We start from the raw sequence: 24980 nt of genomic DNA, 5'->3' as shown, positions 1-24980 counted from the left end.
AGGAAGAAAAAATGGCGCGTTCCGCTCTCCTCAACGTCATGGTCCAGGCCGCGATGAAGGCCGGCCGCTCGTTGTCGCGCGACTTCGGCGAGGTGCAGAACCTGCAGGTCTCGATGAAGGGCCCGGGCGACTATGTCAGCCAGGCCGACCGCAAGGCCGAAGAGATCGTCTTCGCCGAGCTTTCCAAGGCGCGGCCGGGCTATGCCTTCCTGATGGAGGAGCGCGGCGCCGTCGAAGGCGAGGACGCTCAGCACCGCTGGCTCGTCGATCCGCTCGACGGCACCACCAACTTCCTGCACGGCATTCCGCTCTTCTCGGTGTCGATCGCGCTCGAGCGCCAGGGCCAGATCGTCGCCGGTGTCGTCTACAATCCGGCGATGGACGAGCTCTACACGGCCGAGCGCGGCGGCGGCGCCTTCATGAACGACCGGCGGTTGCGTGTTGCCGGCCGCTCCAAGCTGACCGACGCGGTGATCGGCTGCGGCGTGCCGCATCTCGGCCGCGGCCAGCACGGCAATTTCCTGATCGAGCTGCGCAACGTCATGGCCGAAGTCTCCGGCGTCCGCCGCCTGGGCTCGGCGGCGCTCGACCTTGCCTATGTCGCGGCCGGACGCATGGATGGTTTCTGGGAAACCGGCCTGTCGTCCTGGGACGTCGCTGCCGGCATTCTTCTGGTGCGCGAAGCCGGCGGTTTCGTCTCCGACATGGATGGCGGACAGGACATGCTGGACAGCGGCGAGGTCGTCGCCGGTAACGAGCTCATCCAGCGCGCGTTGCTGAAAACCGTGAAGAAGCCATTGGCTGCTCGCTGACTAATGCATGTCGCCCAGATGTGTGCAGCGGTTCTGGGACAACGACATGCATCAAGACAAAGACTTAAAGCGCGTCGCCTGAATCCGGTCCAGCGCGACGCGCTTTAAGGCGTTCTTTGCGTCGAAAGGACGCGCGGCTTTGGTCGCAAAACCGCAACCGAAGCTTGAAATACTGGTCCGCGACTGCCCAGATTAGGCGTTGCAGGATCATTCATGAACGACGCGCATCCAGATACAAAGCTTGAGATCCCCTTTGTCGGGCGCTGGCACTATTCGCGGGCCGAAATGATCGCCGACGGCATCGTTCATGCGGTGGGCATCGTGCTGGCGATCGCCGCCGGCTCGACTTTCCTGGCCCTGGCCGCCTTCCACTCCGGCCCGGGCGAATATGTCGCCGCGGTGTTCTACGTGGTGTCGCTGCTCACCGTGCTCTCGGTTTCGCTGGCCTATAATCTGTGGCCGGTCTCGTGGCCGGCGAAATGGATCCTGCGCCGCTTCGACCATGCCGCGATCTATCTCCTGATCGCCGCGACCTACACGCCCTTCCTCGCCCAACTCGACAACTCGCCGCTGGCGCTGCCCATGATCGTCATCGTGTGGAGCGCGGCAGCGGCCGGCATCGCCATCAAGATGTTCTTGCCCGGCCGGTACGACCGGTTGGCGATCGTCTTCTATCTCGCCATCGGCTGGAGCGGCGTCGTGCTGGCCGGACCGCTGGTCGAGACGCTGCCGACGACCTCGGTCGCGCTGCTTGTCGCCGGCGGCATCGTCTATTCCTGCGGCGTCGTCTTCTTCGCCTGGAAGGGCCTGCGCTTTCACAATGCCGTCTGGCACGGCTTCGTCGTCACCGGCGCCGGCCTCCATCTGGCCGCCATGGTAGACTGCCTGGTCGTCAACCGGTTCTAGGCCTGTGGCCCGGGCCTATCGGGCCATATTGCCAAGCACCATTCAATTTGGTCACAATTCCGTTTAGAGTCGCGGCAATTCTGCGGCGGTGGCATCGGAAACGGGGCACGGATGGCTTTTCTCAGATCCTTCGGCAGGCGATCGGACGTCCTGGTCTATGATCCGCATAAGCTGTCGAGCCCGCAGGTCTTCCTGCTCACCATGGTGATCTTCCTGATCATCGTCGCTTTCATCGCCGCCATCCTCACCCGCCAGATCTCGACCGCCTTCTCCAGCAATCCGGGCCTCAACGGATTGATCGTCGGCGTGCTCGCGGTCGGCATCCTGCTTGCCTTCGCCCAGGTCGGGCGGCTGTTTCGCGAGGTGCGCTGGGTCAATTCCTTCCGCGCCGGCTCCGAAACCACCGAGCCAGTACTTTTGGCGCCGATGAAGGCGATGATCGGCCGCTCGTCGACGATCGCGTTTTCGACCTCGTCGATGCGCACCATGCTGGACTCCATCGCCACCCGGCTCGACGAGAGCCGCGACACCTCGCGCTATCTGGTTGGGCTGCTTGTGTTCCTCGGCCTGCTCGGTACCTTCTGGGGCCTGCTCAACACCATAGCCTCGATCCGCGAGACGATCGAGGCGCTGGACCCGGGCACCGGCGATGCTGCCGCCGTGCTCGACGCGCTCAAGCAAGGCCTGTCGGCGCCGCTCGCCGGCATGGGCACCGCGTTCTCGTCCTCGCTGTTCGGCCTTTCCGGCTCGCTGGTGCTCGGCTTCCTCGACCTGCAGGCCGGCCGCGCCCAGACCCGCTTCTACACCGAGCTTGAGAACTGGCTGTCTTCGGTCACCGATCTGTCGTCGGACATAGTTGTGTCCGAGACGTCGAAAGCAGCCGAGTCCTCCGAGGACATCCGGCTCTTGTCGGAGCGGCTGCGCAGCCTGCAGGAGAATGGCGGCGGCTCCAATCCGCGCGTCGCCACCGCCATGGCCAATCTTGCCGACGGCATCTCGGGGCTGGTGAAGAACATGCGCTCCGAGCAGCAGATCATGCGCGACTGGGTCGAAGCCCAGTCCGACGAGCAGAAGGCCATGCGCAACACGCTGGAAAAGATCGCCGACGCGCTGAAGAAGCAAGGGGTCCACTGACGTGGCGCTGGCAAGACGGCGCGCCGACCGCCGCATCGACTATTGGCCGGGTTTCGTCGACGCTTTGTCGACGCTGCTGCTGGCGATCATGTTCCTGCTTACGGTCTTCGTGCTGGCGCAGTTCCTGCTCAGCCGCGAGATCTCCGGCAAGGACACGGTGCTGAACCGCCTCAACTCGCAGATCAACGAGCTGACTCAGTTGCTGGCGCTGGAGCGCACGAACAGCCAGGACAAGGAAGATACGCTCGCCAATCTCCAGGCATCGCTGTCGGCCGCGCAAGCCGAAAAGAGCCGTCTCGAACAATTGCTGGCGCAGGGCGCGGGCGCCGGCGACGCGGCCAACAAACGGGCGGACCAGCTTTCCGGCGAGCTCAGCAACCAGCGCCAGATCAGCCAGCAGGCGCTGAGCCAGGTCGAGATCCTCAACCAGCAGATCGCGGCGCTGCGCAAGCAGATCGGCGCGCTGGAAGACGCGCTCAATGTCTCCGAGCAGCGCGACCGCGACTCCAACACCAAGATCGCCGATCTCGGCCGCCGCCTGAATGTCGCGCTGGCGCAGCGCGTGCAGGAGCTCAACCGCTACCGTTCCGACTTCTTCGGCCGGCTACGCGAGATCCTCGCCGACCGCGAGAACATCCGTATCGTCGGCGACCGCTTCGTCTTCCAGTCGGAGGTGCTGTTCCCGACCGGCTCCGACGTGATCAACGACGCCGGCAAGGTCGAGATGAAGAAGCTCGCCGACGCCATCATCGAATTGCAGAAGGAAATCCCGCCCGAGATCAGCTGGGTGCTGCGCGTCGACGGCCATACCGACAACAAGCCGCTGTCCGGCACCGGCCGTTATCGCGACAATTGGGAATTGTCGACCGCCCGCGCCACCTCGGTGGTGAAGTTCCTGATCGAGAACGGCGTGCCGGCCAACCGGCTGGTGGCCGCCGGCTTCGGCGAGTTCCAGCCGCTTGATCCCGCCGACACTGATGAGGCGCGCAGCAAGAACCGCCGCATTGAACTGAAGCTCACCGAACGGTGAGCTATTATCACGCCAAGTCACGGGAAGTTGTTCGTTGGCTGAATACTTAGAGCACCAAGTCGCCGCGACAAGCGCCGAAAACATTATCTTTTTTTAATTACACATCGCAAATCGACGCACCTAACTTGCGGCGCAGGGCCGGGGTCCGCCGGCGATGCCTCGCATCGCGACGCGACGGAACCGGACGGCCCGTAAGGTCGGAAGACGAAGCGGCGCGGCCGCTCTCTTCCTGGTAGGAGGATGCGCCGCCATGCGCGTTTCAACATCTCTCAAGACTGCAACCCTCGCTGCGGTTCTGATCGCGGCTCCGCTCGCCGGCGCCTATGCGGCCGAACATCACAGGGGCGGCGCCCTGGACACGCCCGATCCGACCGTTATGACCGGACCACGCGTGACAAGCCTGATCGAGCAGATCCAGGGCGTGAACCAGGGCATCACCGACGCCCGCGAAATGAACAGCATCTCGGCCTCGGAAGCACAGCACCTGCATATGCGCGCCGCGCATATCAGCCAGGCCGCGGAACATGTCGCGGCTTCGGATCACGGCAGGATACCGTCCGCGCAATACCATGAGCTGCTGCGCAGGCTCGACAATGTCGACCAGAGACTGATGAACGACACCGGCAGCGGCATCATGATGGGCGACGGTTCCGACGGCGGGAATTACCCGAACGGCTAGAGCATTTGCGCAGAGGAAGGGACGACCTGGCGCCCGCGGGACCTGGCCCCGAGGGCGCCCTTTTTCGATCGCGCCTGCTTCGATTACAGACCGAGCCAAAGCGCGATGATGGCGAGCGCCGCCGGCGCTGTCTGGATGAACAGGATCTTGCGGCTGACGGTCGCCGCGCCGTAGAGGCCGGCGATGGCGACGCAGAGCAGGAAGAACATCTTGATCTGGAGCCCGCCGGCGCCGAGATAGAGACCCCAGATCAGGCCCGCGGCGAGAAAGCCGTTATAGAGGCCTTGGTTGGCGGCAAGCACCTTCGAGGCGCTGGCGAATTCCGGCGTCAGCCTGAACGCCTTGCGGCCGCGCGGCGTATCCCACAGCACCATCTCCAGATAGACGATATAGCAGTGGATCAGCGCCACCAGCCCGACCAGGATATCGCCGACCATTGTCCCCTCCGTCCTTCGGACAAGTCTTGACCACACGTCGACGCCGCCGCGCAAGATAGGCTGACCCTGGATCGCCAACCAGGGTTGCCAAGCTTCGCGCCTTGGTATCTTTTCGCGCCAGCCCCTTTGCAGCCGGAACCCGCCATGTCCTTCCAGAAACTCGACCAACTCGGCCACAAGCTCGAAGCGCTGGAGCATGCCTTGGCGATCCTCGGCGCCGACGAGGCGACGCATATGGCGGTCGGCGGCGGCGAGAAGCGCGCCGAGGCGATGTCGTCGCTTGCAGGCATGCTGCACCGCCAGGCCACAGCGCCCGAGATCGGGGACTGGATTTCGGCGGCCGAAGCCGAGCCGCTCGGCGAAGAGCAGCAGGCGGCGGTGCGGGAACTGCGCCGCCAATACACCAATCTCACCTGTCTGCCGGTCGAATTCGTCGAGCGCCAGACGGTGGCGCGCATGCGTTCCGAGCAGCTCTGGCGCGACCTGCGCGCCAAGAACGACTGGGCGGGCTTCCTGCCGGCGCTGGAAGGCGTCGTGACCCTGGTGCGCGAGGAAGCGGCGCTGCGCGCCGACGCGCTCGGTCTAGCCCCCTATGACGCGCTGATGGAGCAGTACGATCCCGGCAACCGCGCCGCCGACATCACGCCGGTGTTTGCGGAGTTGAAGGCCTTTCTCAAGGATTTCCTGCCGCATGCGTTGGCCGTGCAGGATGCCCGGCTGGCGAAGCACCCGCTGAAGCCGCTCTCCGGTAGCTATGCCGTCGAGCGCCAGCGCGAGCTCGGCCTTGCCATGATGGCGGCCGTCGGCTTCGACCTCACCCACGGCTCGCTGTCGGTATCGCATCATCCCTTCTGCGGCGGCGTGCCGACCGACGTGCGCATCACCACCCGCTACAAGACCTCCGACTTCCTGTCGGCGCTGATGGGCGTGCTGCACGAGACCGGCCACGCCCTCTACGAGCAGAACCTGCCGAAGGCTTGGTCGCACTGGCCGCTCGGTAAGGCGCGCGGCATGGCAGTGCATGAGAGCCAAAGCCTGTTTGTCGAAAAGCAGATCGGCCGTAACCCGGCCTTCTGGCGCTGGGCGCTGCCGGTGGTCGAGAAACATCTCGGCGAAGCCTGGTCGATCGACGACATCCTGCCGCATGTCCACCATGTCGAGCGCGGCCTGATCCGCGTCGACGCCGACGAAGTCACCTATCCGCTGCATGTCATCCTGCGCTACGAACTCGAACAGGAGCTCGTGTCCGGCCAGCTGGAGGTCGCCGACCTGCCCCAGGCCTGGGATGCCAAGATGCGCGATTATCTCGGGCTCTCGACCATCGATAATCCAGCTGACGGCCCGATGCAGGACGTGCATTGGCCGGGTGCCGCCTTCGGCTATTTCCCCTCCTATACGCTAGGCGCCATGATGGCCGCGCAGCAATGGGCGGCTCTGACAAGGGAGCATTCGTCCGCCGACCAGGATCTCGCCAAGGGCGATTTCAGCGCCATCAACGAGTGGCGTCGCGCAAAGATCTGGTCGCAGGGCTCGCGCTGGTCGACGCCGGACCTGCTCGAGCGCGCCACCGGCGAGAAGCTCAACGCTGCTTACTTCACCGAGCACTTGAGCAGGCGCTACGGCAACTGACCCGCGGGTCGAAACCGGCTGGGTGCGGCGTGCCTACTCCGCCGCGCCCTTGAAGGCGCTGGCTCCGGTCTCGAACTGCAGCTTGGCGAGCCGCGTGTAGATGCCGCCCTTGGCGACCAGGCTCTGATGCGTGCCTTCCTCAACGATGCGCCCGCCGTCCATGACGAGGATGCGGTCGGCCTTGAGCACTGTCGCCAGCCGGTGCGCGATGACGATGGTGGTGCGGCCGCGCATCAGCCGCTCCAGCGCTCTTTGCACCAGCGTCTCGCTCTCGGCGTCGAGCGCCGAGGTCGCTTCGTCGAGCAGAAGGATTGGCGCGTCGCGCAGGATGGCGCGGGCGATCGCGATGCGCTGGCGCTGCCCGCCGGACAGCGTCACGCCGCGCTCGCCGACCTGGCTGTCATAGCCCTTGTCGAGCCTGGCGATGAATTCGTCGGCAAGCGCTGCCTTGGCCGCGGCCTCGATCTCGGCACCGCTGGCGCCCTGCCTGCCGAAGCCGATATTGTCGCGGACGCTCGCCGCGAAGATGGTCACGTCCTGTGGCACGATCGCGGTGCGTTGGCGGATCGCGGCCGGATCGGCCTCGCGCACGTCGACGCCGTCAATGACGACGCGGCCGGTCTCAGGATCGTAGAAGCGCAGGATCAGTGAGAAGACGGTGCTTTTTCCCGCACCCGAAGGCCCGACGATCGCCACTGTCTCGCCTGGCTTCACCTGGAACCTCAATCCATGCACCGCAGCGCGGTCCGGCCGCGCCGGATAAGAGAAGGACACGTCGTCGAAGCTGATCGCGCCCTTGGCCGTTGCCGGCAAGGGAAGCGGATCGACCGGCGGCCGGATCGCCGGCGTCTCTGCCAGGATCTCCGTCAGCCGCTCGGCGGCACCCGCCGCCTGCGACAGCTCGCTCCAGACCTCCGACAGCGCGCCGAGCGCGCCGGCGGCAAACACCGAATAGAGCAGGAACTGGCCGAGCGTGCCCGGCGACAGCGTGCCGGCAAGCACGTCGCGCGAGCCGAACCACAGCACCGCGACCACCGAGGAGAAGATCATGAAGATGGCGAAGAAGGTGAGGAATGAGCGCGCGAACACCGATGCGCGCGCCGCCTCGAAGGCGGCGTCGACTGCGTCCGCAAAACGGCCAGTGACGAGCTTTTCGTTGGTGAAGGCCTGCAGCGTGCGCACCGCGCCGATCTGCTCGCTGGCATAGGCGGTGGCCTCGGCGAGCGTATCCTGCGCTTGCCGGGACTTGCGCCGCACCGAGCGGCCGAAGGCGACCAGCGGCAGCACGATCACCGGAATGGCTGCAATGACCAGGCCGGAAAGTTTCGGACTGGTGACGACCATCATCGCCACCGCGCCGAGGCCGAGGATGAGATTGCGCAACGCGACCGAGGCGGTTGCGCCGACCGCCGACTTCACCTGCGTGGTGTCGGCGGCAAGCCGCGACACGATCTCGCCCGAATGCGCGCGATCGAAAAACGCCGGCGACAGCGTGGTGACATGCGAAAAGACGTCGCGGCGAATGTCGGCCACGACCCGCTCGCCGAGCGTGATGACGAAATAGTAGCGGCTGGCCGAAGCGGCAGCCAGCAAAGCCGCCATCAGAACCAGCGCCGCGAAATATTCCGCGATGAAGGTGGAGCTAGCGGCCTGGAAACCATGGTCGATCATGCGCCGCACGGCCATCGGCAAGGCAAGCGTCGTCACCGCAGCCACGATCAGCGAGATGACGGCGCCTATTACCAGCTTCCGGTAGCGGGTAACGTACGGAACGAGGCTGCGAAGCGGCCGGACCGAGCGTCTGCGCTCGCTTGCGCTGCCACCGATTTCCGCCATGAGCGTTTCCTCTGGCCGCTTGGCGGGACCGCGCTCCAATATGCGCCCGCCGCGGCCTTGTGATTCAATTCCGGCTGATGTATAGGCTCGCCGACCGTTTTAGAAGCCGTGGCTTTTCATTAGCTGCGGCTTCGAGTTTTAAAAAGGGGCGCATCGACGCAGGCCTTCAGGCCCGTTGCCAGCGCCGGCAGCCAGGAAACACGACAATGAAGGCCGATATCCATCCCGACTACCACACCATCAAGGTCGTCATGACCGATGGCACCGAATACCAGACCCGTTCGACCTGGGGCAAGGAAGGCGATACGATGAACCTCGACATCGACCCGACCACGCACCCGGCCTGGACCGGCGGCCAGCAGACCCTGCTCGACCGCGGCGGCCGCCTCTCGAAATTCAAGAAGCGTTTTGAAGGTTTCGGCCTCTAAGCCGGATACATCGGCAGATTTCGAGAAACCCGCCTTCGAGGCGGGTTTTTTGTTGCCAGTTTCGTTCTTCTCCCCGTTCTACGGGGAGGTGCCCGAAGGGCGGATGAGGGGCAGCGCCGGCGCTTGAAAGTTCAAGGTTCCTCGCCCGCGAAGTGGGGAGAGGTGGCTCGGCGAAGCCGAGACGGAGAGGGGAGTGCCCTACGAGGCCCCCGCTCCGTCCGCTTCGCGGACACCTCTCCCCCGCCCCTGGCGGGGGCGAGGAACCCAAGTCTTGCGACGCTGCGGAATCGTTCCTACTCGCCCACCAACTCTCTCAGCGCCATGCGCTTGTAGGCCTCAACCAGCCTGTCGCCCTCGTCCCGCTCGACCGAGATAGCCAGCCGCACCGCGGCCTCGCCCATCTGCCAGACGAGAAACGCGGCCGTCTCTAATTCGATCGGATCGGCATCGGGGCGAATCCGCTTCAGCACCGCGAGCAGGAAATCGGCATTGGCGCGACTATCGGCGAGCTCCAGTTCGCGCAGCGCCTTGTCGGCTTGCGTGCCCGACCAGATGTCGCGCATCACCGGCTCGGCCAGGAACAGCCGGTAGTAGATATCGACCAGCTCCGAAAACGACCTGCGCAGGCCTTCAGCATCGCTGACATCCTTCAGCGCCGCGGAAATACACGCCTGGCTTCCGGCCGTGTAGCGCTCGGCCAGCGCCCAGACGATCGCTCGCTTGTCCGGGAAGAACTGGTAGAGCGAGCCGATCGACACCCCCGCCCGTTCCGCCACCTCGCCCATGCGCATCGCATCGCTACCCTGCTCGGCAATCAGCGTCGAGGCGGCGGAGAGGATGCGTTCGACCCGCTCGCGGCTGCGTTGCTGGCTCGGCGACCGGCGCGGCGCAGCAATGTCCGCCTGGTTTGGCCTCGCGGCGGTTTTCTCATCCATGGCTCTCTCCTTGGGCGATTTCTCGGAAACCGGCTTGACTCACAAAATACGAGGGTTTATCACGTTTTGCAAATGTGAGGGTTACTCGCATTTTAGAATCGAGCAAAACCCGGCATTGGAGCAACCGAGATGATGAAACTTCTTCCTACCCTCACCTTTGTCGCCGCGATCGGCTCCGGCGTCGTCGGCGGCGTCTTCTTCGCCTTCTCGAATTTCGTCATGGCAGCACTTGCCCGGCTGCCCGTCCCAAGCGGCATCGCCGCGATGAATTCGATCAACGTCACTGTGATCACGCCGACCTTCATGACGGCGCTGTTCGGCACCGGCCTCATCTGCCTCGTGCTGATTGCCGGCGTTTTCTTCGGCTGGAGCCTGTCCGGCTCGTACTGGCTGCTTGCCGGTGCCATGATCTATTTCGTCGGCAATCCGATCGTGACCATGGTCTTCAACGTGCCGCTCAATGACGCCTTAGCCGCCGTCGATCCTGCCAGCGCCAACGGCGCCGCCGTGTGGGCAAACCATCTGAGCCAGTGGGTAATGTGGAATCACGTCCGCACCGTCACTGCGATAGTCGCGATGGCTTGCTTCATCATGGCATTGATCTGAAGACCGCGGCCCGCGAATGCAACCTCGAAGGTTGTGTCCAACTTTCGGGAAGTTCATCAGGCGGGGTCTTTTTTGCGATCCTTGCGATCGGCGTGGCCGAGGTCGCGGTCGGGATCGATGACATCGCGAACCAGTTGCTTGAGCTTTGCCGCGTCCGGAAAACCGCCGTCGCGCTTGCGCTCCCAGACAAGCACGTCATTGCAGGAAATGGTGAAGATGCCGCCGGTGCCCGGCACAAGCGTCACTTCGCCGAGATCGGTGCCGAAGGTCGAGAGCAGCTCCTGCGCCATCCAGCCGGCCCGCAACAGCCACTGGCACTGCGTGCAATAGGTGATGCGGATGACGGGCAGCGGCTTCTCGCTCATATCGTATCGCGTGGCCGGTCAGGCCGCGCTGAGCTTGGCCATCGTCTCGTCGTCGACCTCGAAATTGGCGTAGACGCTCTGCACGTCGTCATCGTCTTCGAGGGTAGCAACCAGCTTCATCAGCGACTGCGCCCGCTCTTCGTCAACCGGGACGTTGTTCTGCGGCTGCCAGATCGGCTTGACCGATTCCGCCTCGCCGAGCGCCGCCTCGAGCGACTTCGAAACCTCGCCGAGATTCTCGAAGGCACAATAGATGGTGTGGCCTTCCTCGTCCGATTCCACCTCGTCGGCGCCGGCCTCGATCGCTGCTTCCATCACCTTGTCGGCGCTGCCGGCCGAGGCCGGATAATAGATCTCGCCGACACGGTTCCACATGAACGACACCGAGCCGGTTTCGCCGAGCGCTCCGCCGGCCTTGGTAAAGGCGGCGCGCACATTGGAGGCCGAGCGGTTGCGGTTGTCGGTCAGCACTTCCACGATCAGCGCCACGCCGCCGGGACCGTAGCCTTCGTAGCGCACCGCCTCGTAGTTCTCGCCGTCGCCCGTGGACGCCTTGTTGATGGCGCGCTGGATGTTGTCCTTCGGCATCGACACCGCCTTGGCGTTCTGCACGGCCAGGCGAAGCCGCGGATTCATCGATACATCGGGCGTCCCGGCCTTGGCGGCGACGGTGATCTCGCGCGCCAGCTTGGAAAACATTTTCGACCGCACCGCGTCCTGGCGACCCTTGCGGTGCATGATATTCTTGAACTGCGAATGGCCAGCCATGGCACCCCTGTCGTGTTCGGCTAGAGCACCGCGGCGCCAAGCGAGATCGCTCGCCATCCGCAAAATGCTCGAATTCAAATTTTCAGAACGCCCCGGGCATGCCTGCGAAGGCGCGCGGCGCTCTTTGTCGGAATGGCCGGCTTATAGATAAATCGGCTCAATTCGTCCAGACGCACCGTCATGCCAACGCCTAAGAGGGCGGTTCAGCCCTCCAGATCCGACTTCAGCCGATCGAGAATGCTGATGGCGTGGCCGGCATACTGGCTGATCCAGCGGTCGTGGATCTGTTTGATCGGCACCGCATTGAGGTGGTTCCAGCGCTCGCGTCCCTCGCGCCTCGCCACCACCAGATCGGCCTCCTCCAAGACTTTCAGGTGCATCATCACCGTGCAGCGGTCCATATCCGGGAAAGCCTCGCACAGCGCGCCGGTGGTCTGCGGCTGATCCTTCAGGCGATCCAGCAATTCGCGCCGGCGCGGATGCGCCAAGGCCTTGAAAACATGGTCGTCGGAGATTTGACTTGACATGTTATATTTCTATAACATATCGTTTCAAGCAGCAAGGAAGGAGCTGTGGATATGGCCCTTGGTTTCAGGATTTCCGGACGCATCGGCAAACCGGTCGCCGAGGTCTTCGACGCGGTCGTCAATCCGACAAAGCTCAGCGGCTATTTCACCACCATCGGCGGCGCTTCGGCTCCGCTTGTCACCGGCACTACCGTCACCTGGTGGAAGTCCGTGCCGGTGGAGGTCGACGAGGTAACCAAGGACAAGCGCATCGTGCTGCGCTGGGACGCCACCGATGACGATGGAAAGCCCGCCTACAAGACCCGCATCGAGATGAATTTCGAGCCGCTTGAGGACGGCGGCACCTTCGTCACCATCGCTGAAGAAGGTTGGCACGAAGGCGAGGCCGGCCTGAAGAAATCCTACCTCAACTGCGAGGGCTGGTCGCAGATGCTGGCCTGCATGAAGGCCTATCTCGAATATGGCATCAATCTGCGCGACGGCTATTACCGCAGCGAGCTGCGCGGCGAGCCGGCCAACGAGACCAACATCTGAGGCCGACATTCAGGTCCCGATATTCGGCAGGAGGAGGTCGCCCGATGACGAAAGCAACGCCATTCCTGATGTTCGAGGGAAAGGCCGAGGAGGCCATGACCCTCTATTGCGAGACCATTCCGGAGAGCCGTGTGCTCGACATCACGCGCTATGGCTCGGGCGAGGACGGGGCGGAAGGAACGCTCCACCTGGCGCGCGCATTGATCGGCGGCGTCGAGGTCAGGATCTACAACAGCCCCGTCCACCACGCCTTCACCTTCACGCCGTCCTTTTCCTTCTTTGTCGACTGCTCGTCCGAAGAGGAGCTCGAGCGGATCGTCGGCGTTCTTTCCAGGGACGGCGGCTTCCTGATGCCGACCGGCAATTACGGCTTCAGCCAGCGTTTCGCCTGGCTCAACGACCGGTTCGGCGTCTCCTGGCAGATCAACCTGCCCTGAAACAGTCCCAGGAGGAAACCGTGGAACTGAAGAAAGCTCCTATCGCCGAAACCGCCATGCTGATCCGTCGGCCGGTCGCCGAGGTGTTCGAAGCGATCGTCGATCCGACGGTCACCACGAAATTCTGGTTTACGCATTCCAGCGGTCGCCTGAATGAGGGCAAGCTGGTCGAATGGGAATGGAGCATGTATGGCGTCTCGACCAAGGTCGAGGTGAGCGAGATCGTCCCCAACGAGAAGATCATCATGCAGTGGAGCGATCCGCCGACCACCGTCGTCTGGACATTCACCGAGATGCCGGATGAAGCGACCTTCCTCGAAATCCGCAATTTCGGCTTCGCCGGTTCCGCCGATGAGCAGGTGAAGCAGGCTGTCGAATCCACCGGCGGCTTCGCGCTGGTGCTTGCCGGCGCCAAGGCCTGGCTGGAACAGGGCCTGACGCTCGGCTTGATCGGCGACCGTCACCCGAAGGGTGTTTCGGCCTAGCGGCTCACCGGCGCGGTGGCGAGCCTCAGTGCCCCTCCCCCGACCCCTGCCTCTTACGCCGTCGCGCCAGCATGTTGAGGCCTTCGACCAGCGCGGAAAAGCCCATGGCGGCGTAGATGTATCCCTTGGGCACATGATACCCCATGCCGTCGGCGATCAGCGTCATGCCGATCATCAAAAGGAAGCCGAGCGCCAGCATAACGATAGAGGGGTTCCTGGCGATGAAATTGGCAAGCGGCGTCGCCGCCAGCATCATCGCGCTCACCGCCACGATTACCGCGATATACATGATGGCGATCTCGTCGGTCATGCCGACGGCAGTGATGATGGAATCGATCGAGAACACGAGGTCGAGCAGGAGGATCTGGAAGATCGCTCCGGCAAGGCTCATCTGCAGCGTGCCGCCGACCATCGTGTCCTGATGATCCTGCGGGTCGACCGTGTGATGGATTTCCTTGGTCGCCTTCCAGACCAGGAACAGGCCGCCGGCGATCAGGATCAGGTCGCGCCAGGAAAAGCCGTGGCCGAGGGCGGTGAACACCGGCGTCGTCAATTGCACGATGATCGAGATCGTGGCGAGCAGGATCAGTCGCATGATCAGCGCCGCCGAAATGCCCAACCGGCGTGCGCGGGCGCGCTGCGCCTCCGGCAGCTTGTTGGTCAGAATCGAGATGAAGATCAGATTGTCGATGCCGAGCACAATCTCGAGCACCACCAGCGTCAAAAGCGCGACCCACGCAGTCGGATCGGAAACAAAATGAAAGTGCGGCGCCAGAAATTCGACAAGCTGCATGAAGGTCGTCCCCTCTACGATCTAGAGCAGTTTCGCGGGTTTCGTCGCCAGTTAGGTATTGATTTCGCTTATATCAATGTCACGACCAGAAGGACGGCGCCGTTTCTTCCAGCCGCGGTCCGCGACGAAACGGCGCGATTTTCTCGGCAAGCCCGGTGCGATCGGAAATATCGACGCCGACGCCGCAGAGCGTCGCAGGCCCTGAGGACGCCTCGAAACGGCCCTTCGGCACCTTGGAAAGGAACCGGTTCAGCGGCTCTTCCTTGTCCATGCCGAGCGAGGAATCATAATCGCCGCACATGCCGGCGTCCGAAATATAGGCGGTGCCGCCATTGAGGATCTGATGGTCGGCGGTCGGCTGATGCGTATGCGTGCCGACCACCAGGCTGGCGCGGCCGTCGACGAAATGCGCGAAGCACATCTTCTCCGAGGTCGCCTCGGCGTGGAAATCGATGATGGCCGCATCGGCCTGCTCGCCGAGCGGGCAGGCGGCAAGCTCACGCTCGCCGGCCTGGAAAGGGTCGTCGAGCTCGGGATGCATGAAGACGCGGCCCATGATGTTGGCGACCAGCACGCGCGCGCCATTGCGGGCGATGTAGACGCCCGAGCCGCGGCCCGGCGTGCCCCTGGGAAAATTGGAGGGACGCAGGAAGCGCTCCTCGCGCGGCGCGAAGATCAGCGCATCGCGCTGATCCCAGACATGGTTGCCGGTGGTGACGACATCCGCGCCGGCCGCGAGCGTCTCGCGAAAGATCTCTTCGGTGATGCCGAAGCCGCCGGCCGCGTTCTCGCCATTGACGATGACGAAATCGAGCTTGAAGTCGGAAATCAGCCCCGGCAGTTGCTCCCAGACTGCCGTGCGCCCCGTTTTGCCAACCATGTCGCCGAGAAAGAGAAGTCTCATGCGGCGCTGCGCGTACCGAGCGCCCGCGACACCGTATCCGGCTCCTTGGCGATGACCTGCAAATAGGCCTGTGCCGCCTGGTCCGGCTCTGTTCTGCCCTGCTCCCAGTCCCTAAGCGTGCCGAGCGGAATGCGATAGCGGACGGAAAATTCCTCCTGGGTAAGATGCAAGGCCCGGCGGATCACTTTGACACGGGCAACAGATGCCACTCCCGGCCGATCCGTGCTGAGCGGTGGATTGTCCTTATCCGCCAGGGCGCCAGCCTCCGCCTCCGCGTCGCTCATGCTGCGCAGACGTTCCCAATCGGATTCAGTCCCTGCGTGCTTGGTCATATGCTTTTTGCTCATGGCGCGTCGCCTTTCTGGCGGAGATCAGTCTTATTCGGTCGCCGCGTTCGGTGTAAACCACCGTCAGCACCAATCCATTGACGATTCCGATGCCAATGAAGCGCTCCATGGAGCGATCGGAATAATGCAGAGCACGGATGTCGTCGAACAGGCGTTTGGCATCCGCAAATGCCACACCGTGCTTGGCAAGATTGCTCGTCGCCTTCTGGTCGTCCCATTCGAATTCAAGCATGCCAGCCTACTGGAATTCAGTAGTATTTGCCGGGTGGGCGCCCGCGTCAAGTCGTGAACCGGCGCAACCCGCTCTCGGTCAATATTTCCGGAATGATGACGTCATGGTTCTCATCCGGCACCCGCTCGACTTCTTGGCAATCGAAGGCGATGCCGATCAGCCTCGGCGTGATGCCCTTGTCGGCCAGCCTGGCAATGGCGCGGTCGTAATAGCCGGCGCCGTAGCCGATACGGTGGCCGCGGCCGTCGAAGGCGGCGAGCGGCACCAGCATGAGCGTCGGGTCGAGCACTTCCGCCTCTTCATGCGGCCCGACCGTGCCGAATCCCATCTCGACCATCGGCGCGCCGCGCACCAGCTCGCGAAAGACGATCGTGGTCTTGTCGAGGATCGCCGGCAGGCAGAGCCTTGCGCCCTTCTCGCGCAGCGCGAACATCAGCGGCCGCACATCGACCTCGGAGCGCATCGGCCAGAAGCCGGAGACCACCCGGCCAGGCTCGAAGTCGATTTCTTCCTTCGCGGTCTCGGCCATTTCGAGCGCGATCTCGACGCGCCAGAACTCGTCGAGCGCGTCCCGGCGCGCCAGCGCCTCCTTGCGAAGCTGTTTTTTCAGGTCTTTGGAAGGTGACATGCGCCGACGCTAGAAAGGGTCAGATTTGGATGGGGATTTAGGAGCGACGCTTTCTAGCGCAATTCGAGGAAAAGTGCGCAGCGGTTTTCCTTGAACTGCGTCAAAACAGAGAAGACGCTTGTCTCCCGAAAAACGGGAGAGCGACGATCCACACAACCGGTGGAGAGGTCGATCCCGGGTGCCTACAAAGTAGGTGGGCGCCGTGTGAGAAAACCCACGGGTCTTCCCAGGGACAGCTCCCTAAGGATCGATAAGGCCCCGGGGATAAGTTTCTCCTGCCGGGAAGCGCAGACCGCCGTCGACAAATATAGGCCGATGATTAGCCGTGCGCCAGAGAAACGGGTCACCATTTGCGCATAATTCGTCTTGCGGACCGTCCCGATGGGAAGCTGTCCGGCAACCGCCCTTGCGCGGCCCGTCCAGCCTCCTTACGGTCCGCCGCACGGACAGGAGAAAAGATGCGTTTCGAAGGCACTGCGGCTTACGTTGCCGACAAGGATCTGATGGTTGCGGTCAACGCCGCGATCGCGCTGGAGCGGCCCTTGCTGGTCAAGGGCGAGCCCGGCACCGGCAAGACCGAGCTTGCCCGCCAGGTGGCTTCCGCGCTCGGGCTCGAGTTCATCGAATGGAACGTCAAATCGACCACCAAGGCGCAGCAGGGCCTCTATGAATATGACGCCGTCTCGCGGTTGCGCGACAGCCAACTCGGCGACGAGCGCTTCAACGACATCGCCAATTACATCAAGCGCGGCAAGCTGTGGGATGCCTTCGCTGCGCAGAAAAAAGTCGTGCTTTTGATCGACGAAATCGACAAGGCCGACATCGAATTCCCCAACGACCTCCTGCAGGAGCTCGATCGGATGGAGTTCTTCGTCTACGAGACCGGCGAGACGATCCGCGCCGAGTTCCGGCCTATCGTCATCATCACCTCGAACAACGAGAAGGAACTGCCGGACGCCTTCCTGCGCCGCTGCTTCTTCCACTATATCCGCTTCCCCGACATCGACACGCTGCACCGGATCGTCGAGGTGCATTATCCCGGCATCAAGCAGAATTTGGTGCGGGCGGCACTGAGTCAGTTCTACGAGATCCGCGATGTGCCGGGCCTGAAGAAGAAGCCGTCGACCTCCGAAGCGCTCGACTGGATCCGCCTTTTGGTCGCCGACGACATCGCGCCAGAGGATCTGCGCGCCGATCCCAAGAACATGCTGCCGAAGCTGCATGGCGCGCTGCTCAAGAACGAGCAGGACGTGCACCTGTTCGAGCGGCTGGCCTTCATGGCCAGACGGCAGCAATAGCGCTTTCCCCGTTCGTGGACCGTTGCCGGCAATCGGTCGCTGCCGCAGCTTCGGACCGAAAGCACTGGAGGAGAAAAGATGTCCGAGATCGTCGTCCGCCCGTTCGCGCAGTCCGACCACACCGACTGGCGGCGCCTCTGGACTGCCTACCTCACCTTCTACGAGACCAAGCTGCCGGACGAGGTCTACGACGTCACCTGGAAGCGTTTGTTCACGGCAGGCGAATTCGAGCCGAAAGGCTTCATCGCCACGCTCGACGGCAAAGCGGTTGGACTGACTCACTACCTCTACCACCGCTCCTGCTGGTCACTGGTCAACAACTGCTACCTGCAGGATCTGTTCGCCGATCCGGAGGTGCGCGGCAAAGGCGTGGGCGCGGCGCTGATCAAAGCGGTGCGGGACGAGGCCGGCAAGATCGGCGTCAAGAATGTCTACTGGATGACGCACGAGACCAACGCCACGGCGCGCCGGCTCTACGACCATGTGGCGCGGCGGACCGGATTCATCGAGTACGATTTGCTATAAGGGACTGATGTTCATCCCCTTCTTCCTAGAACTGAAAGCCGCGCGGGTTCCTGTTTCGCTCAGGGAATATCTGTCGCTGCTGGAAGGGCTGGAGGCCGGGCTGGTCGATTATGACGTCGAGGCTTTCTATTACCTCGCGCGCTCGGCCCTGGTGAAGGATGAACGCCATATCGACCGTTTCGACCAGGTCTTCGCGCATGTCTTCAAGGGTGTCGAGGCACTCGGCAGCCCCGATGCCGTCGATGTCGTCAACATCCCCGAGGAATGGCTGCGCCGTTTGGCGGAAAAGCACCTGAGCGAGGAGGAAAAGAAGCTGGTCGAAGCGCTTGGCGGTTTCGAGAAGCTGATGGCGACCTTGAAGCAGCGCCTCGAGGAGCAGAAGGGCCGGCATCAGGGCGGCTCGAAATGGATCGGCACCGGCGGCACCTCGCCCTTCGGCGCCTATGGCTACAACCCTGAAGGCGTGCGCATCGGCCAGCATGAAAGTCGGCATCGCCGCGCGGTGAAGGTCTGGGACAAGCGCGAATTCCGGAACTTCGACGACACCGTCGAGCTCGGCACCCGCAACATCAAGGTGGCGCTGAAGCGGCTGCGCCGCTGGGTACGCGAGGGCGCCGAGGAGGAGTTCGACCTGCCCGGCACCATCCACGCCACCGCCGAGCACGGCTATCTCGACGTCAAGACCCGGCCCGAGCGGCGCAATGCCGTGAAGCTTCTGATGTTCTTCGACGTCGGCGGCTCGATGGATGACCATATACGCGGCGTCGAGGAACTGTTTTCCGCCGCGCGCGCCGAGTTCCGCCAGCTCGAGTATTTCTACTTCCACAATTGCCTTTACGAGCGCGTCTGGAAGGACAATCGCCGGCGGCTGGCCGAGAGGATCCCGACCTTCGACCTCATTCACAAATACGGGCCGGACTATAAGGTGATCGTTGTCGGCGACGCCTCGATGAGCCCTTACGAGATCGCTCACCCCGGCGGCTCGGTCGAGCACTGGAATCCCGAGGCCGGAAGTGTGTGGCTGGCCCGCCTGCTGCAGCAATGGCCGAACGCGATATGGCTCAATCCCGAAGCTGAGAAGAACTGGCGCTACACGCACTCGATCCAGTTGATCGGCAACATCTTCGGTGGCCGCATGTTCCCGCTGACATTGGCAGGGCTTGAGGCAGCGACCAGGCAGTTGTCGCGCAAGCATTAGCTCGCTTTCGCTGGCGGCATTTGTAACAGATGCCTATGTTTGTGCGAATAACCGTTGCAAGCAACAACGAGCCGCCAAGGCCGAGGAGATTCCATGGACACCCACGCCTATCCCGTCACCCGCACCGATGCCGAGTGGCGCGCCCGGCTGACGCCGGAGCAGTATGCCGTCATGCGCAACCATGGCACTGAGCGCCCCGGCAGCTGCGCCCTGCTCTACGAGAAGCGCGCCGGCACCTTCTATTGCGTCGGCTGCGACCAGCCGCTGTTCGAATCCAAGCTGAAGTTCGAGAGCGGCACCGGCTGGCCGAGCTTCAACGACCCGGTCCCGGGCTCGATCGAGACCACCGTCGACCGCAGCTACGGCATGGTCCGCACCGAATGCCATTGCGCCCGCTGCGGCAGCCATCTCGGCCATGTCTTCGAGGACGGCCCGCCGCCGACCGGCCTGCGCTACTGCATCAATGGCGTGGCGCTGCGCTTCGAGCCTGCGGCCTGATCTGGGCTTCCAGTCTTCGCAAAGGGCGGCCTCGGCCGCCCTTTTTCATGCTCCATCCGGCTCTACACAACGACCGTTGTGATCAGCCAGAGGGCGGAACCGAGCATCATCAGCTGCGCCTTGAAACCCCCGGCCTTCTCCGCGGTCCGCCAGACAGCGACCGTCAGAAAAATGGTATAGGGAACGGGGAGGAAATGCACCGCCAGCACCAGCCAGAGCGGCAGCTTCAACCCGAGCAGGACCAGCGCCAGCGCCGAAGAGGCGATGCTCAGAATGGTACCGACCAGCAGCATATCGCGCCAGAACAGCCGGTCGAGCGGAACCTGGCCTCTCCAGCGCGAACGGAAAAAATCCCTCATCGCCCGCGACCTATCGCTGCCCGAGAATTTCGGTCACGGCTTCTTCGAAGCGTGAGCATTCCCGCACCAGCCAGTCGCTCATGGCCGGCCAATTGTCCTCGGCGTAGCAGTTCACCCGCCACATCGAGTTGATGCCGAGACCTTCGCAGCTCTGCTCGGGCCTGAGCTTCAGCCTGGACTCGATCGCCGGCTGGAACGGTTTCAGCCGCGACCAGGATTTCGTGGCGCCGAACTTCTCGTTGCGCCCGAAGAAGACGCCGACATGGTTCTGCGCCGGCGCGACATACATCGAAAGGACCAAAGCGAAATCCGGCAGCCCGCGCTGCCAGAACCATGGCCCGCGCCGAGCGAGCCTTTGCCTTTCTTGCGGGTGCCGTTCGGCGAACAGCGCCCAGAAGCCGCGGTGGCGGAACTCCGAGGCGCGACGGCCGCCGAAGTCGAATTCGTTCATGGCCGGCCTCCGGCCATGGGGCTTACGCCATTCCGAGAGCGGCCTTGTAGAGATCGAGGATGGACTCCTCTTCCTGGCGCTCGGCCTGATCCTTCTTGCGCAGCCGCACGATGGTGCGGATCGCCTTGGTGTCGAAGCCGGTGCCCTTGGCTTCGGCATAGACATCCTTGATGTCGTCGGAGATCGTCTTCTTCTCTTCCTCGAGCCGCTCGATGCGCTCGATGATGGTGCGCAGCTGGCCGGCGGCTACAGTCTGGCTGGTCTCGGTGATTTCGTCGGCCATTTTTTCTCCGCGTCTTCTGGAGCAGTGGCGATTCCCGCCACGGCAAATTGGAGCGGGTTCACTGCCCGAGCGGGCGCGGCGGGTCAAGACACTTGTCGAGCGCCTGTGGACGGCTGGGCACATCCAAAGGTGCGCCGAGATTCAGGTCAGGCCGAGTCGAAAACGATGGATTCCGAGAACCGGAGCGGAGCGTACTCAAAGTACGTGAGCGCCGGAAGCGCAGGAAGCCGGCGTTTGCAGGCCGGCCTCACCTGAATATCGGCACACCTTATTTGAATGCGATCAACAGATCCTTCGCGTCGATCTGATCGCCGGCCTTCACCAGCACCTCGGCGATCTCGCCGTCGCGTTCGGCATGCAGCGCGGTTTCCATCTTCATCGCCTCGATCGAAAGCAGCACGTCGCCCGCCTTGACCGCCTGTCCGGGCGCGACGGCAAGCGCCGATACGACGCCGGGCATCGGCGCGCCGACATGCCCCTCATTGCCGGGTTCGGCCTTGCGGCGCGCCTTGGCGGCGGAAGCGCCATGCGCCCTGTCCGGCACCTTGAAGCGGCGTGGCTGGCCGTTGAGCTCGAAGAACACGGTGACCATGCCCTTGTCGTCGACCTCGCCGAACGCCTGGCAGCGAACCACCAGCGTCTTGCCCTTCTCGATGTCGAGGAAGATCTCGTCTTCCGGCTTCATGCCGTAGAAATAGGTTGGCGTCGGCAGCACGCTGACAGGCCCGTAGGTCTCCTGCGCCGCCGCGAAGTCGGTGAACACCTTCGGATACATCAGCCAGGAGGCGAATTCATACTCCGAGAGCTTGCGGTCGAGCTTGCCCTCGATGTCCTTGCGGCTCGCCTTGAGGTCGGCGGGCTTCAACAGCGAGCCCGGTCGAACCGTAATCGGCTTCTCGCCCTTCAGCGCCTTCTTCTGCAGCGCAGCCGGCCAGCCGCCGGGCGACTGGCCGAGATCGCCGCGCAGCATCGACACGACGGAGTCCGGGAAGGCGATGTCCTTGGCCGGGTTCTCGACATCGGCGACGGTGAGATCCTGGCTGACCATCATCAGCGCCATGTCGCCAACCACCTTGGACGAGGGCGTCACCTTGACGATGTCGCCGAACATCAGGTTGACGTCGTGATAGGCCTGCGCCACCTCATGCCAGCGCGTCTCGAGCCCGAGCGAGCGCGCCTGTTCCTTGAGGTTGGTGAACTGGCCGCCCGGCATCTCGTGCAGGTAGACCTCCGAGGCAGGTCCCTTGAGATCGCTCTCGAAGGCTGCGTACTGGTTGCGCACCGCTTCCCAGTAGAAGGAAATGCGGCGGATCCATTGCGGATCGAGACCGGGGTCGCGCTCGGTGCCCTTCAGAGCCTCGACGATCGAGCCGAGGCAGGGCTGCGAGGTGTTGCCGGAGAAGGAATCCATCGCTGCGTCGATAGCGTCGGCGCCGCTCTCCACCGCCGCCAGCACCGTCGCCGCCGACAGCCCTGACGTGTCGTGCGTGTGGAAATGGATCGGCAGGTCGGTCGCCTCGCGCAGCGCCTTGAACAGCACGCGCGCCGCGGCCGGCTTCAACAGGCCGGCCATGTCCTTGACGGCGATGATATGCGCGCCGGCCGCCTCCAGCTCCTTGGCCAGCCCGACGTAGTATTTGAGGTCGTATTTCGCCCGGGCCGGATCGAGGATGTCGCCGGTGTAGCACATCGCCGCTTCGACCAGCTTGCCCTCGGCGCCGACCGCATCCATGGCGACGCGCATGTTCTCGACCCAGTTAAGGCAGTCGAAGACGCGGAACAGATCGACGCCGCCGGCCGCCGCTTGGGCGACGAAATGCTGGACGACATTGTCGGGATAATTGGTGTAGCCGACGCCGTTGGCGCCGCGCAAAAGCATCTGCAGCAGAAGGTTGGGCGCCGCCTCGCGCACTTTGCTCAGCCGCTCCCACGGATCCTCGGTGAGGAAGCGCATGGCGACGTCGAACGTCGCGCCGCCCCAGCATTCCAGCGAGAGCAATTGCGGCAGCGCCCGCGCATAGGTGCCGGCGATGCCGGCGATGTCATAGGTGCGCATACGCGTGGCGAGCAGCGACTGGTGGCCGTCGCGCATCGTCGTGTCGGTGACCAGCACCTGGCGCTCTCCGCGCATCCAGGCCGCGAACTTCTCGGGACCGAGCGCGTCGAGCCTCTGCTTGCTGCCGTCCGAAATATGGCCGTCGAGATAGGGCACCACGGGTGCCGCCGCATTCGCCTTCGGCATCGGCCGGCCGCGCGTCTCCGGATGACCGTTGACGCTGACATCAGCCAGGTAGTTGAGCAGCTTGGTGGCGCGGTCCTGCCGCTTCACCTGCTCGAACAGTTCCGGCGTCGTGTCGATGAACCTGGTCGTGTAGGAATTGTCGGCGAAGCGCGGGTGGTTGATGATCGCTTCGAGGAAGGTGAGGTTGGTCGCGACGCCGCGGATGCGGAACTCGCGCAGCGCCCGGTTCATGCGCGAGATCGCCTCGCCGGGCGTCGGCGCCCAGGCCGTCACCTTTTCGAGCAGCGGATCGTAGAAGCGGGTGATGACCGCGCCCGAATAGGCGGTGCCGCCGTCGAGCCGGATGCCGAAGCCGGCCGCCTCGCGATAGGCGGTGATGCGGCCATAATCCGGGATGAAATTGTGCTCCGGATCCTCGGTGGTGATGCGGCACTGCAGCGCGTGGCCGTTCAGCCTGATGTCCTTCTGCGCCGGCACGCCCGATTGCTTCGTGCCGATGGCGAAGCCGTCGAGGATGTGGATCTGCGCCTTGACGATGTCGATGCCGGTCACCTGCTCGGTGACGGTGTGCTCGACCTGGATGCGCGGATTGACCTCGATGAAATAGAACTTGCCGGTGTCGGCGTCCTGCAGAAACTCGACCGTGCCGGCGCCGATATAGCTGGTCTCGCGCGCGATCTTGAGCGCATAGCCGCAAAGCTCCTGGCGCAGCTCCTCGCTGAGATAGGGCGCCGGCGCACGCTCCACGACCTTCTGGTTGCGGCGCTGGATCGAGCAGTCGCGCTCGAACAGATGCACGGCATTGCCATGGGTGTCGCCCAGCACCTGCACCTCGACATGACGGGCGCGCTCGATCAGCTTTTCGAGATAGACCTCGTCCTTGCCGAAGGCGGCTTTGGCCTCGCGCTTGCCTTCCATCACCTCGCGCGCGAGGTCGGCCTCGGCGCGAATGGCGCGCATGCCGCGGCCGCCGCCGCCCCACGAGGCCTTGAGCATCACCGGATAGCCTATTTGGGCGGCGAGCTTCTTGACCTCGTCCATGTCGTCCGGCAGCGGATCGGTTGCCGGGACGACCGGGACGCCGACTTCAATCGCCAGGTTCCGCGCGGCGACCTTGTTGCCGAGCCGGCGCATCGTTTCCGGCTTCGGGCCGATGAAGGTGACGCCGGCCTCGGCGCAGGCCTCGGCGAATTCCGGGCTCTCCGACAGCAGGCCGTAGCCGGGATGGATGGCGTCGGCGCCCGACAGCCTGGCGACCCGGATCACCTCCTCGATCGACAGGTAGCTCTCGATCGGACCCATGTCCTTGGCCAGATGCGGTCCGCGGCCGACCTGATAGCTCTCGTCGGCCTTGAAGCGGTGCAGCGAATATTTGTCCTCCTCCGCCCAGATCGCCACGGTTTTGAGGCCGAGCTCGTTGGCCGCGCGGAACACGCGGATGGCGATTTCGGACCGGTTGGCGACGAGGATCTTCGTGATGGCCAAGGAGTAGGCTCCAGCAGCGGAAGGGAGATGAACCGGCGCAATGATTAACGTGAAAATGCTGCAGCGCAAACAAATTTGCGCGACAGCTAAAACGATTTAAGTCGCCTGTTTGCGCCAAATCGTCATTGCTGTTCTTCGAACACGGATCATGGGTGGTGGACGGGTATTGCCCGAGGCGCGGCGCGAGCT

General features: G+C 63.7%; 30 protein-coding genes and 1 other RNA gene. 15 read left to right on the top strand and 16 right to left on the bottom strand.

All coding sequences use genetic code 11. The features are described from left to right. Nucleotides 1-11 precede the first annotated feature (11 nt). From CK219_RS13480 to CK219_RS13460, 5 genes are all read left to right on the top strand, one after another. Nucleotides 12-812 carry an inositol monophosphatase family protein gene (locus CK219_RS13480; RefSeq protein ID WP_095767263.1) on the top strand — a complete coding sequence of 267 codons (801 nt, stop codon included), beginning with the start codon at nucleotides 12-14 and terminating at the stop codon, nucleotides 810-812. A 213-nt stretch (nucleotides 813-1025) separates the two neighbouring features. Continuing rightward, nucleotides 1026-1718, top strand: coding sequence for a hemolysin III family protein (locus CK219_RS13475; protein WP_095767262.1), 693 nt, complete (start codon nucleotides 1026-1028; stop codon nucleotides 1716-1718). A gap of 111 nt (nucleotides 1719-1829) precedes the next feature. Next, nucleotides 1830-2852: a MotA/TolQ/ExbB proton channel family protein gene (locus tag CK219_RS13470; protein ID WP_095767261.1), complete on the top strand. Its 1023-nt coding sequence runs from the start codon at nucleotides 1830-1832 to the stop codon at nucleotides 2850-2852. Nucleotide 2853: 1 nt separating this feature from the next. Then, entirely contained in the window at nucleotides 2854-3882 is a 1029-nt protein-coding gene (locus CK219_RS13465; RefSeq protein ID WP_095767260.1) for a peptidoglycan -binding protein, read from the top strand. Between the two features lie 250 nt (nucleotides 3883-4132). Next, a complete protein-coding gene (locus CK219_RS13460; protein WP_095767259.1) occupies nucleotides 4133-4561 on the top strand; it encodes a hypothetical protein in 429 nt (142 codons plus the stop codon). 83 nt (nucleotides 4562-4644) lie between these two features. Here CK219_RS13460 and CK219_RS13455 read toward each other — a convergent pair whose 3' ends face one another. Continuing rightward, a complete protein-coding gene (locus CK219_RS13455; RefSeq protein ID WP_095767258.1) occupies nucleotides 4645-4998 on the bottom strand; it encodes a DUF1304 domain-containing protein in 354 nt (117 codons plus the stop codon). A gap of 144 nt (nucleotides 4999-5142) precedes the next feature. On the opposite strand from CK219_RS13455, the gene CK219_RS13450 reads away from it, so the two are divergent. Continuing rightward, nucleotides 5143-6627, top strand: coding sequence for a carboxypeptidase M32 (locus tag CK219_RS13450; RefSeq protein WP_095767257.1), 1485 nt, complete (start codon nucleotides 5143-5145; stop codon nucleotides 6625-6627). A 33-nt stretch (nucleotides 6628-6660) separates the two neighbouring features. On the opposite strand, the gene CK219_RS13445 is transcribed toward CK219_RS13450, so the two are convergent. Further along, nucleotides 6661-8463, bottom strand: a complete 1803-nt coding sequence (locus CK219_RS13445; RefSeq protein ID WP_095767537.1) for an ABC transporter transmembrane domain-containing protein — start codon at nucleotides 8461-8463, stop codon at nucleotides 6661-6663. A 206-nt stretch (nucleotides 8464-8669) separates the two neighbouring features. Between CK219_RS13445 and rpmE the strand changes: the two genes are divergently transcribed. Further along, nucleotides 8670-8891 carry a 50S ribosomal protein L31 gene (rpmE, locus tag CK219_RS13440; protein WP_027166741.1) on the top strand — a complete coding sequence of 74 codons (222 nt, stop codon included), beginning with the start codon at nucleotides 8670-8672 and terminating at the stop codon, nucleotides 8889-8891. A gap of 293 nt (nucleotides 8892-9184) precedes the next feature. Here the strand turns inward: rpmE and CK219_RS13435 are convergent, their stop codons facing one another. Next, nucleotides 9185-9826 (bottom strand): TetR/AcrR family transcriptional regulator, encoded by a 642-nt coding sequence (locus CK219_RS13435; protein WP_095767256.1) that lies wholly within the window; start codon nucleotides 9824-9826, stop codon nucleotides 9185-9187. A 129-nt stretch (nucleotides 9827-9955) separates the two neighbouring features. Here CK219_RS13435 and CK219_RS13430 point away from each other — a divergent pair, with 129 nt between their 5' ends. Then, complete coding sequence (locus tag CK219_RS13430) at nucleotides 9956-10432, top strand: DUF1772 domain-containing protein (protein ID WP_095767255.1); 477 nt, start codon at nucleotides 9956-9958, stop codon at nucleotides 10430-10432. A 56-nt stretch (nucleotides 10433-10488) separates the two neighbouring features. Here the strand turns inward: CK219_RS13430 and CK219_RS13425 are convergent, their stop codons facing one another. From CK219_RS13425 to CK219_RS13415, 3 genes are all read right to left on the bottom strand, one after another. Further along, nucleotides 10489-10797 carry a SelT/SelW/SelH family protein gene (locus CK219_RS13425; protein ID WP_095767254.1) on the bottom strand — a complete coding sequence of 103 codons (309 nt, stop codon included), beginning with the start codon at nucleotides 10795-10797 and terminating at the stop codon, nucleotides 10489-10491. A gap of 18 nt (nucleotides 10798-10815) precedes the next feature. After that, the gene (locus CK219_RS13420; protein WP_095767536.1) at nucleotides 10816-11565 is read right to left on the bottom strand and encodes a YebC/PmpR family DNA-binding transcriptional regulator; all 750 of its coding nucleotides are present in this window, start codon (nucleotides 11563-11565) and stop codon (nucleotides 10816-10818) included. A 203-nt stretch (nucleotides 11566-11768) separates the two neighbouring features. Continuing rightward, complete coding sequence (locus CK219_RS13415) at nucleotides 11769-12092, bottom strand: metalloregulator ArsR/SmtB family transcription factor (protein WP_095767253.1); 324 nt, start codon at nucleotides 12090-12092, stop codon at nucleotides 11769-11771. 51 nt (nucleotides 12093-12143) lie between these two features. Here CK219_RS13415 and CK219_RS13410 point away from each other — a divergent pair, with 51 nt between their 5' ends. From CK219_RS13410 to CK219_RS13400, 3 genes are read left to right on the top strand one after another with little or no spacing between them, the layout of a single operon-like run. Then, entirely contained in the window at nucleotides 12144-12626 is a 483-nt protein-coding gene (locus CK219_RS13410) for an SRPBCC domain-containing protein (RefSeq protein WP_095767252.1), read from the top strand. Nucleotides 12627-12670: 44 nt separating this feature from the next. After that, a complete protein-coding gene (locus tag CK219_RS13405) occupies nucleotides 12671-13063 on the top strand; it encodes a VOC family protein (protein WP_095767251.1) in 393 nt (130 codons plus the stop codon). Between the two features lie 20 nt (nucleotides 13064-13083). Beyond that, entirely contained in the window at nucleotides 13084-13548 is a 465-nt protein-coding gene (locus tag CK219_RS13400) for an SRPBCC family protein (protein ID WP_095767250.1), read from the top strand. A gap of 25 nt (nucleotides 13549-13573) precedes the next feature. Here the strand turns inward: CK219_RS13400 and CK219_RS13395 are convergent, their stop codons facing one another. The 6 genes from CK219_RS13395 to ssrS all read right to left on the bottom strand — a co-directional run bounded on the left by CK219_RS13395 (nucleotide 13574) and on the right by ssrS (nucleotide 16749). After that, a complete protein-coding gene (locus CK219_RS13395) occupies nucleotides 13574-14341 on the bottom strand; it encodes a TerC family protein (RefSeq protein WP_095767249.1) in 768 nt (255 codons plus the stop codon). Between the two features lie 79 nt (nucleotides 14342-14420). Further along, nucleotides 14421-15245, bottom strand: a complete 825-nt coding sequence (locus CK219_RS13390) for a YmdB family metallophosphoesterase (RefSeq protein ID WP_095767248.1) — start codon at nucleotides 15243-15245, stop codon at nucleotides 14421-14423. Then, the gene (locus CK219_RS13385) at nucleotides 15242-15529 is read right to left on the bottom strand and encodes a helix-turn-helix domain-containing protein (RefSeq protein ID WP_095767247.1); all 288 of its coding nucleotides are present in this window, start codon (nucleotides 15527-15529) and stop codon (nucleotides 15242-15244) included. The genes CK219_RS13390 and CK219_RS13385 overlap by 4 nt, the downstream gene beginning before the upstream one ends. A gap of 25 nt (nucleotides 15530-15554) precedes the next feature. After that, nucleotides 15555-15824, bottom strand: a complete 270-nt coding sequence (locus CK219_RS13380) for a BrnT family toxin (RefSeq protein ID WP_095767246.1) — start codon at nucleotides 15822-15824, stop codon at nucleotides 15555-15557. A 46-nt stretch (nucleotides 15825-15870) separates the two neighbouring features. Beyond that, nucleotides 15871-16452, bottom strand: coding sequence for a 5-formyltetrahydrofolate cyclo-ligase (locus CK219_RS13375; protein ID WP_095767245.1), 582 nt, complete (start codon nucleotides 16450-16452; stop codon nucleotides 15871-15873). 141 nt (nucleotides 16453-16593) lie between these two features. Further along, nucleotides 16594-16749, bottom strand: a non-coding RNA gene (gene ssrS, locus CK219_RS13370) — 6S RNA. 161 nt (nucleotides 16750-16910) lie between these two features. Here ssrS and CK219_RS13365 point away from each other — a divergent pair. The 4 genes from CK219_RS13365 (at nucleotide 16911) to msrB (ending at nucleotide 19971) form a co-directional block, all read left to right on the top strand. After that, on the top strand, nucleotides 16911-17750 hold the full coding sequence (locus CK219_RS13365) for a MoxR family ATPase (protein WP_095767244.1): 840 nt from the start codon (nucleotides 16911-16913) through the stop codon (nucleotides 17748-17750). A gap of 78 nt (nucleotides 17751-17828) precedes the next feature. Next, nucleotides 17829-18275, top strand: coding sequence for a GNAT family N-acetyltransferase (locus CK219_RS13360; protein WP_095767243.1), 447 nt, complete (start codon nucleotides 17829-17831; stop codon nucleotides 18273-18275). A 7-nt stretch (nucleotides 18276-18282) separates the two neighbouring features. After that, nucleotides 18283-19473, top strand: coding sequence for a VWA domain-containing protein (locus CK219_RS13355; protein ID WP_095767242.1), 1191 nt, complete (start codon nucleotides 18283-18285; stop codon nucleotides 19471-19473). 93 nt (nucleotides 19474-19566) lie between these two features. Continuing rightward, complete coding sequence (gene msrB / locus CK219_RS13350) at nucleotides 19567-19971, top strand: peptide-methionine (R)-S-oxide reductase MsrB (RefSeq protein ID WP_040991646.1); 405 nt, start codon at nucleotides 19567-19569, stop codon at nucleotides 19969-19971. A 62-nt stretch (nucleotides 19972-20033) separates the two neighbouring features. Here the strand turns inward: msrB and CK219_RS13345 are convergent, their stop codons facing one another. The 4 genes from CK219_RS13345 to pyc form a co-directional block, all read right to left on the bottom strand. Next, complete coding sequence (locus CK219_RS13345) at nucleotides 20034-20330, bottom strand: hypothetical protein (RefSeq protein WP_095767241.1); 297 nt, start codon at nucleotides 20328-20330, stop codon at nucleotides 20034-20036. A 10-nt stretch (nucleotides 20331-20340) separates the two neighbouring features. Further along, nucleotides 20341-20781 carry a hypothetical protein gene (locus CK219_RS13340; protein ID WP_095767240.1) on the bottom strand — a complete coding sequence of 147 codons (441 nt, stop codon included), beginning with the start codon at nucleotides 20779-20781 and terminating at the stop codon, nucleotides 20341-20343. A gap of 22 nt (nucleotides 20782-20803) precedes the next feature. Then, nucleotides 20804-21064 (bottom strand): DUF2312 domain-containing protein, encoded by a 261-nt coding sequence (locus CK219_RS13335; RefSeq protein ID WP_095767239.1) that lies wholly within the window; start codon nucleotides 21062-21064, stop codon nucleotides 20804-20806. Nucleotides 21065-21332: 268 nt separating this feature from the next. Then, the gene (gene pyc / locus CK219_RS13330) at nucleotides 21333-24791 is read right to left on the bottom strand and encodes a pyruvate carboxylase (RefSeq protein WP_095767238.1); all 3459 of its coding nucleotides are present in this window, start codon (nucleotides 24789-24791) and stop codon (nucleotides 21333-21335) included. Nucleotides 24792-24980 lie beyond the last annotated feature (189 nt).

Source organism: Mesorhizobium sp. WSM4313 (assembly GCF_002294725.1).
Taxonomy (GTDB): Bacteria; Pseudomonadota; Alphaproteobacteria; order Rhizobiales; family Rhizobiaceae; genus Mesorhizobium.
The sequence above is the reverse complement of the archived record's forward strand: the minus strand, read 5'-3'. Positions and strand labels throughout refer to the sequence as shown.